This window comes from Bacillus sp. GMs2/2 (genome assembly GCF_050172095.1).
Classification (GTDB): domain Bacteria; phylum Bacillota; class Bacilli; order Bacillales; family Bacillaceae_G; genus Bacillus_A; species Bacillus_A cereus.
The window spans coordinates 1-7,083 of sequence record NZ_JBNLYE010000209.1 but is presented as its reverse complement, the minus strand read 5'-3'; the positions used below and the strand labels follow the sequence as shown (position 1 = coordinate 7,083).

Genomic DNA, 7,083 nt, shown 5'->3' with positions numbered 1-7,083 from the left:
AATGTATATAGAAATAAGAAAAGGATGATGTACGTGAAGGACACTGTTTTACAAGAAACGATTTCTCCACAAGAATTACATAAAGTTGTTCAAAAGAATACAGCTTATTATGACTTTAAGTGGGGTAAAGTAGAAAGTCCAGCGCAAGGGAATACATGGAATTGGGTAGCCTTTTTCTTCCCAACTTTTTGGTTAGCTTATCGAAAAATGTATAAGTTATTTATTATATTTGCGTTATTGGCTATACCTAGTATAGTTATACCCCCTTTTATAGATATTCCAGATGGGATTTATGTAACATTTAATTTAGCTCTTCAATTAGGAATGATGATATTTACTGGATGGCAAGGAAACCGTTTATATTACAAGCATGCTGTTCGTGTTTTTCGTAAGGGAGAAGATGCGTCTGATCATGAGAAGGCGTATTTCTTACAATCAAAGGGTGGCGTGAGTATTGCTGGTATGATTGGTTTACAAGTTATAGTCGGGATTGTGTTTGGGTTAGCTGCGTTCGGGCTGTCCTTTTTACCAACTGAACCGAATATTAAAAACGTTGTTCGTTCAAGTGGTGAAGGGGTTACGTTAGAGATTATGACTGATAATCCAACTTGGAAGTTTGTGAAGAAAGAAAAAGATTATGACGTAGTAGAGTTTACTGGTTATGATTATACAGAGAAGAAAAACGTGAAAATTAAATTTGCTGTTTATTTCGATGAAGATTATTTCGAGTGGCAAGAGATATATGAAAATAATAAGAAGTTAAGTGAAGAAGAATTAGAAGAATATCAAATTTACATTGAAGAAAATAATTGGGGGTTCTAGAGGGAACTCGTTCATTTTGAAAAGAAGAATCTTGCGAAGGTTCTTCTTTTGTTTATTAGGGGGAGAGAAATGATTTCAGCATGAATAGAAGCTCTAATAGGATCTATTAGTTTAAGTACGGGTTTACACACGAAAAAGATTGATGTTAACATACGTTACTTGCAGCAGTATGAATGGTTTCTAATGATATATGAAGACGAGAAGTATCGAAAGTTATTTATTACGAACTACAAAGTTCGCTCATATTTACAAAGTAAGCTAAGAGTTCGATTGCTCGTAAAAAATAAAAATGCACAACGAAGATTTTTAAAATTAGTAGAAGAGCAAATAGAAAAACGGCATACAAATTGAAATTTTGTAAAATACAATAAAAAATGAGAATTTGAGGTAGGGTTGTCAATAACGTGAGACTATGGCACTATAAAGAAATGCTATACAAATTTTATTTATCGAGATGTAAACATCAATTTTGATTTTTACGTATAAATAATGAACGGAGGAAATGAATTTATGGCTACTTTACCAAATTGTCCAAAATGTAATTCAGAATATACGTATGAGGATGGTGTTCTTTTCGTATGTCCAGAATGTGCTCATGAGTGGGGCCAAGAAGCAGAAGCTGAAAATAATGATGGTGCAAAAGTTGTAAAAGATGCGAACGGAAACGTTCTTCAAGATGGCGATGCTGTTACTGTTATTAAAGATTTAAAAGTAAAAGGAACTTCTTCAGTTGTGAAGATTGGTACGAAAGTAAAGAGTATCCGTCTAGTTGATGGCGATCACGATATCGATTGCAAAATCGACGGTTTCGGAGCTATGAAGCTAAAATCACAGTTCGTTAAGAAGGCGTAAGTAAATAGAAGAGGAGGCGAATAGCCTCCTCTTTTTATTATGTCACTTTTTGTCGGTAAATCGATATTTCGTACAAAATCGTTGATATATTCTGAGTTATGATAGATATATTTGAAAAATCGTTGATATATTGCAAGTTATGATAGATATATTGAAAAAATCGTTAATATAAATTCACTCACCGAGAACTACGCACGATTTACCTCGCATCATAGTCAACCTCTTTCAATTGACATCGCTTATTAAAGAACGTTTTATATCCAAGCTGTAAAAAGATAATGACAGCAAAGGCAGTACTTCCAGAAATACCGAGTATGATGGCGATTTGATATTGAATGGCTGTGAATGGTGATACACCGGATAATATTTGACCAGTCATCATGCCTGGTAAGCTTATAATTCCCATTCCGACCATAGAATTAATTGTTGGTAAAATAGCAGAGTCAAAAGCGTCTCGAATGAGCGGAGCAGCAGCTTCTTTCGGTGTTGCTCCGAGCATAAGTGCACCTTCAATTTGACCTCTTTGCGATTTCATATTGTTTAAGAACGTATTTGCACCAAGAGAAACACCAGTCATGGCATTCCCAACTAACATTCCTGTAATAGGGACGATATATTGCGGAGCATACCAAGGGTCATGACCGATAATAACAAAGATAAATAGTAGAAGTGGCCCAATTGATCCGGCGACCATGGAAAGGGCGGCTACTCGTTTTAATTCTTTAGACATTGGGATGTTAACCCGTTTATAAATATTAAAAATTGCAAAGGTAGTAATAGAAGTGATGAGAGCGATTGTATAAAATGGATTACTGTTTTCAAATACGTATGTAAGGACATATGCAACAAGTACGAGCTGAATGGTCATACGGAATGTTGCGAGCGCGATTTGTTTTTCGCGAGGTATTCCTTTTAATTTTACAAGTCCAATTAAAATAAGAATGAAAATATAGGCAGCTGCAAGTTGCCAAATTTGGAGTTCAATAACGCCCTTCAACTGAGAGCACTTCCTTTCTAGTTGCACCCTTTGTTTTGCTAATTTCAATAATATCGTCTGCAATTTCTTCTGGAAGTTGTTGTGAGTGTGTGATGAAGATAACTGTTTTTTTCTTTTTTCGTGCTAGATCAGTAAATTGTTTCATAACGCGGCGTTCTGTATCATTGTCTAATGCTGAAGTTGGTTCATCTAATAAATAGACAGGCGGATCCATAAGTACGATACGTGCAAAGGCAAGTCTTTGTTTTTCACCGCCGGATAATGAGGAGGTGCTATCTTCTAATTGCTTGTCTAAGCTAACGGTTTGTAATGCACTCCGCAGGGCATCATCATTTGGAAATGGTTTTTCAGAAAGACGAAGTCCCATTAATAGGTTGTCTTTAACGGCTCCATCAAAAATAGGTGGAGTTTGCCCAAGCATAACTACGTCACGACGTAATTGAATAGGGTGATAATCAGAAATTAATTTTCCGTTATATTCAATTGTACCGGATGTTGGGGATTGTAAATCGTTTAACATGCGAAGCAACGTGCTTTTTCCGCTTCCGCTTTCACCGATAATACAAGTAATCTTTTCTTTTCGAATCTGTAAATAAGGAATGTGTAGTATATCTTTATATATAACGTCTTTTAATATAAACATAAATCGCTCCTTTCTGATTCTAGTTATATCGTATCAAAAAAAGAGGGGAAAATGGTTATAACGAACAACGTTTTTTCTTCGTCTTGAGTTTTATTAATAAGTTAAGTAAACAATCTAATTCTTGGCTGAAAGAAATCACTTTATCATGAGTGAATCCGTATCGTTCAACGAGATAGATTAGCTCTTTCTTTTTCGCTTCTATTCGATTGTTTAGTTTCGATAAGTTCATAAGTGGAATGTAATGCCTCCTACAAAAGTATTTATCACATGAAAAATAAGACCGAATGAACTCGGTCTTAAAGGAAGTAATAAAACAACTTACAAATAGCATACAATGTTTATCAATATTTTTTAATATAAAAATGAAAAATAAATCATTATAAATATTGAGAAAGATGTGTCTGATAATTTTTAAAAACTGATGCAAAGAGGCTGCCTACATAGTAGACAGCCTGTAAGGTATTAACCTTTATGATATTTGTACATCCAAAGAAGACCAGATTTTAATAATCTCGGTACACGTCCCATTAATGGTTGGTTTGCTAGTAAACCAAAACCGTGCTTCTTACCAAGAGAACCGAGAACACCTTTTAATTTAATTACAGGTAGTTCATCCGGGAGTGATTCATTATTCCAACGTTTTAATAATATTTGGACAATTTGTTCTCCTTGACCTTCAGCAAGTTGGGCAGATGGTGCATGTGGAAGTGCTGCGCAATCTCCTACAACGTAAACATGATCGTTATTTGGAATATTATGATATTTAGTTAAGACAACCCGTCCGCTACCATCTTGTTCAACTGGAAGGTTTCGAACAACTTCATTTGCTTGAATACCAGCTGTCCAGACGATTGCATCACATTCAAGTGGTTCATCGTGGTTGTACACAATATTTGGTTCTACTTTTGTAATGTTAGAGTTTCGTATGATGTTAACTTTATGCTTTACAAACCATTCTTCTACGTATCTACTTAATTTCTCTGGATATGGGAATAAAATTCTATCTTTTCGATCAAATAAATAGATTTTTAAATCAGAACGGCTTTCACGAAGTTCACTTGCTACTTCAACACCACTTAAGCCAGCACCAACGACAGCTACTGTTGCATTTGGTTCTAGACTATTTAATTGTTCATATGTCTTACGTGTTTGTTCAATTGATTGTAGACTATGTGTATATTCTCTAGCTCCAGGAACGTTATGATATTTATCTTCACAGCCAAGTCCGATAATTAAATCATCATATTGGATCGCTTCGCCGCCATCAAGATGAACAGCTTTTTCTTCGAGGTCAATATTTGTTACTGTGCCGTATTGAATATTGAGGCGTGGGTGTTCAGGAAACGGTATACGAATATGCGTTTCTGAAATAGTACCCGCAACTAATGCATAATATTCAGTTTTGAAGCAATGATATGGTACTTTGTCGATTAATGTCACTTGTACATCATCTGGAAGTTGGTTGCTTGGAAGTAGCCTTTGCAGAATTCTCATTCCACCGTAGCCGCCACCTAGTATTACGAGGTGTTTCATGATGGATTACCCCTTTTCTGTTGAAATATCCCCTAATCATAAAATTTTATATTAATAAAATATTTTGACTTTACTCAATCAAATTATATCGAATTTGTGAACAAATAACAATGCATGAATGAATACTCTGTTGTACAATAAGAAGAAAAGTAAACTGTTTTTCTTTTTAAGTTACTCTTTCATTGTAAGTAGCATGTTATATAGAAGAAATCATCTACTTTGAAGTGAAGTAATGAAGTAACTAAATAGTTTAGACTGTGTAACGAAAACAACAAGAAACAGCTTAGTTTTCTTCTTATAGATAAAGTGAAAAGGTAATTTGTTTTGTAGTACAGGGGGGAGAATTTTGATTAAACCATTAATTGAATTTTGTGTAGGTAACCTTGCAAGTGGTTCACAAGCAGCTCTAGAAAAATTAGAGAAAGATCCGAATTTAGATGTAATGGAGTATGGTTGTTTAGGATATTGTGGCATTTGTTTTGAAGGACCATTTGCACTTGTAAATGGTGAAGTTGTACAAGGTGCAACAGTAGAAGAGCTTGTTAATAATGTATATGAGTATTTGGATGAAAATCCAATGTTTTAAGGTGTTGCGAATTAGTAGCACCTTTTTCATTAGATAAAACTTTATTTCGTGGGGAAGACTAATACTGAGTATTAGTCTTCCCCAATCGAAAATAGTAGGATAAATAAAAAAAGGCCCTTTTTAGAAGGGCTTTTTTCTTACACAAATTGTGTAAGAGTGGCTCATCGCCAAACGTTGTCAAATATGAGAAACGGGGGACATTCATATTGTGTTCTAAAAGCATGCATTTTATACTTAACATAACAAATTATTTTTGGAGTGAATATAAATGAGCCAATTTTCTTTTACAAAAATGCATGGTCTTGGCAATAGTTATATATATGTAAATATGTTTGAAGAGCAAATTCCTGAAGAAGATTTAGCCCTTGTGGCCGAAAAGGTTTCAAATATTAATACTGGTATTGGAGCAGACGGGATGATTTTAATTTGCCCTTCAGACGTAGCTCCGGTGAAGATGCGTATGTTTAATAATGATGGTTCTGAAGGAAAGAGCTGTGGTAACGGTTTACGCTGCGTAGCGAAATATGCGTATGAGCATAAACTAGTAGAAGAAACAGTTTTCACAATTGAAACGTTAGCTGGTATTGTAACGGCTGAAGTAACAGTAGAAGATGGTGTCGTGACATTAGCAAAAATCGATATGGGAGCACCTCGTCTAACACGTGCAGAAATACCGATGCTTGGTGAAGGTGAAACACCATTTATTCGTGAAAACTTCTTATACAATAATCATCGTTATGCATTTACAGCTGTTTCAATGGGAAATCCGCATGCGGTTATTTTTGTTGATGATGTAGAAAAAGCACCTCTTACAACACTTGGACCAGTTCTCGAGACACATGAAATGTTCCCAGAGCGAGTAAATGTTGAGTTTATCGAAATTTTGAATAATGACGAGATGAACTTCCGCGTTTGGGAACGTGGATCTGGTGTAACGCAAGCTTGCGGAACAGGAGCGTGCGCTGCAGTTGTAGCTGCTATTTTAAATGGAAAGATGGAACGTGGTAAGGAAATTACAGTCCATTTAGCTGGCGGCGATTTAATGATTGCGTGGACTGAAGAAGGAAACGTGTTGATGAAAGGACCTGCGGAAGTAATTTGCCGCGGAGTGTATGAGTACAAGATAGAAGCGTAAAGATGTATAATGAACTAAGAACAGAAAGGAAGGTGTATTTCATGATTGAAGTAACAGAACAAGCAGCTTTTCAAATTAAAGATATGTTAAAAGATGCTGAAGATGGAGAGAAGTATGTGCGCCTTGCTGTACACGGCGGCGGATGTAGCGGTCTTTCTTACGGCTTAGGATTTGAAGTAGAACCAAAAGAAGACGACACAGTGCTTGAGTTTTTCGGTGTTGAATTTGTTATCGATACAGAAAGTGCTCCAATTGTTAAAGGAGTAAAAATTGACTATAAACAATCTATGCTTGGCGGCGGATTCACAATCGACAATCCAAACGCAATCGCATCATGCGGATGTGGATCATCTTTCCGTACAGCATCGAATGCTGGTAAGCCAGAAGAGTGCTAAGTTTTTAGCAGAAATAGAGAAAGACCTTTTTAGCGATAGAATAAAATCGTTAGAAAGGTCTTTTCTTTTTGCGTTAAAACAGGAAATGTATGTAAAGTTAATCTAGATATTAATTTAAAT

At 35.5% G+C, this 7,083-nt stretch carries 10 protein-coding genes; 6 read left to right on the top strand and 4 right to left on the bottom strand.

What is annotated here, in order from left to right:
• Positions 1-24: 24 nt before the first annotated feature.
• The 3 genes from ACQGS6_RS20120 to phnA all read left to right on the top strand — a co-directional run bounded on the left by ACQGS6_RS20120 (position 25) and on the right by phnA (position 1,674).
• Complete coding sequence (locus tag ACQGS6_RS20120; RefSeq protein WP_029960900.1) at positions 25-822, top strand: DUF2628 domain-containing protein; 798 nt, start codon at positions 25-27, stop codon at positions 820-822.
• Between the two features lie 84 nt (positions 823-906).
• Positions 907-1,173 (top strand): hypothetical protein, encoded by a 267-nt coding sequence (locus tag ACQGS6_RS20115; RefSeq protein ID WP_236723025.1) that lies wholly within the window; start codon positions 907-909, stop codon positions 1,171-1,173.
• Positions 1,174-1,332: 159 nt separating this feature from the next.
• Positions 1,333-1,674, top strand: a complete 342-nt coding sequence (phnA, locus tag ACQGS6_RS20110) for an alkylphosphonate utilization operon protein PhnA (RefSeq protein ID WP_000212737.1) — start codon at positions 1,333-1,335, stop codon at positions 1,672-1,674.
• 199 nt (positions 1,675-1,873) lie between these two features.
• Here the strand turns inward: phnA and ACQGS6_RS20105 are convergent, their stop codons facing one another.
• The 4 genes from ACQGS6_RS20105 to ACQGS6_RS20090 all read right to left on the bottom strand — a co-directional run bounded on the left by ACQGS6_RS20105 (position 1,874) and on the right by ACQGS6_RS20090 (position 4,847).
• Complete coding sequence (locus ACQGS6_RS20105; protein WP_000679260.1) at positions 1,874-2,671, bottom strand: ABC transporter permease; 798 nt, start codon at positions 2,669-2,671, stop codon at positions 1,874-1,876.
• The gene (locus ACQGS6_RS20100; RefSeq protein ID WP_088046229.1) at positions 2,655-3,314 is read right to left on the bottom strand and encodes an ABC transporter ATP-binding protein; all 660 of its coding nucleotides are present in this window, start codon (positions 3,312-3,314) and stop codon (positions 2,655-2,657) included. Before ACQGS6_RS20100 ends, ACQGS6_RS20105 begins: the two co-directional genes overlap by 17 nt.
• A 55-nt stretch (positions 3,315-3,369) precedes the next feature.
• Complete coding sequence (locus tag ACQGS6_RS20095; protein WP_001054087.1) at positions 3,370-3,543, bottom strand: aspartyl-phosphate phosphatase Spo0E family protein; 174 nt, start codon at positions 3,541-3,543, stop codon at positions 3,370-3,372.
• 233 nt (positions 3,544-3,776) lie between these two features.
• Complete coding sequence (locus tag ACQGS6_RS20090) at positions 3,777-4,847, bottom strand: NAD(P)/FAD-dependent oxidoreductase (protein ID WP_000682078.1); 1,071 nt, start codon at positions 4,845-4,847, stop codon at positions 3,777-3,779.
• Positions 4,848-5,193: 346 nt separating this feature from the next.
• On the opposite strand from ACQGS6_RS20090, the gene ACQGS6_RS20085 reads away from it, so the two are divergent.
• The 3 genes from ACQGS6_RS20085 to ACQGS6_RS20075 all read left to right on the top strand — a co-directional run bounded on the left by ACQGS6_RS20085 (position 5,194) and on the right by ACQGS6_RS20075 (position 6,963).
• Positions 5,194-5,433 carry a YuzB family protein gene (locus ACQGS6_RS20085; RefSeq protein WP_000595026.1) on the top strand — a complete coding sequence of 80 codons (240 nt, stop codon included), beginning with the start codon at positions 5,194-5,196 and terminating at the stop codon, positions 5,431-5,433.
• 268 nt (positions 5,434-5,701) lie between these two features.
• Positions 5,702-6,568 carry a diaminopimelate epimerase gene (gene dapF, locus ACQGS6_RS20080; protein ID WP_000077397.1) on the top strand — a complete coding sequence of 289 codons (867 nt, stop codon included), beginning with the start codon at positions 5,702-5,704 and terminating at the stop codon, positions 6,566-6,568.
• A gap of 41 nt (positions 6,569-6,609) precedes the next feature.
• Positions 6,610-6,963: a HesB/IscA family protein gene (locus tag ACQGS6_RS20075; RefSeq protein WP_000573825.1), complete on the top strand. Its 354-nt coding sequence runs from the start codon at positions 6,610-6,612 to the stop codon at positions 6,961-6,963.
• Positions 6,964-7,083 lie beyond the last annotated feature (120 nt).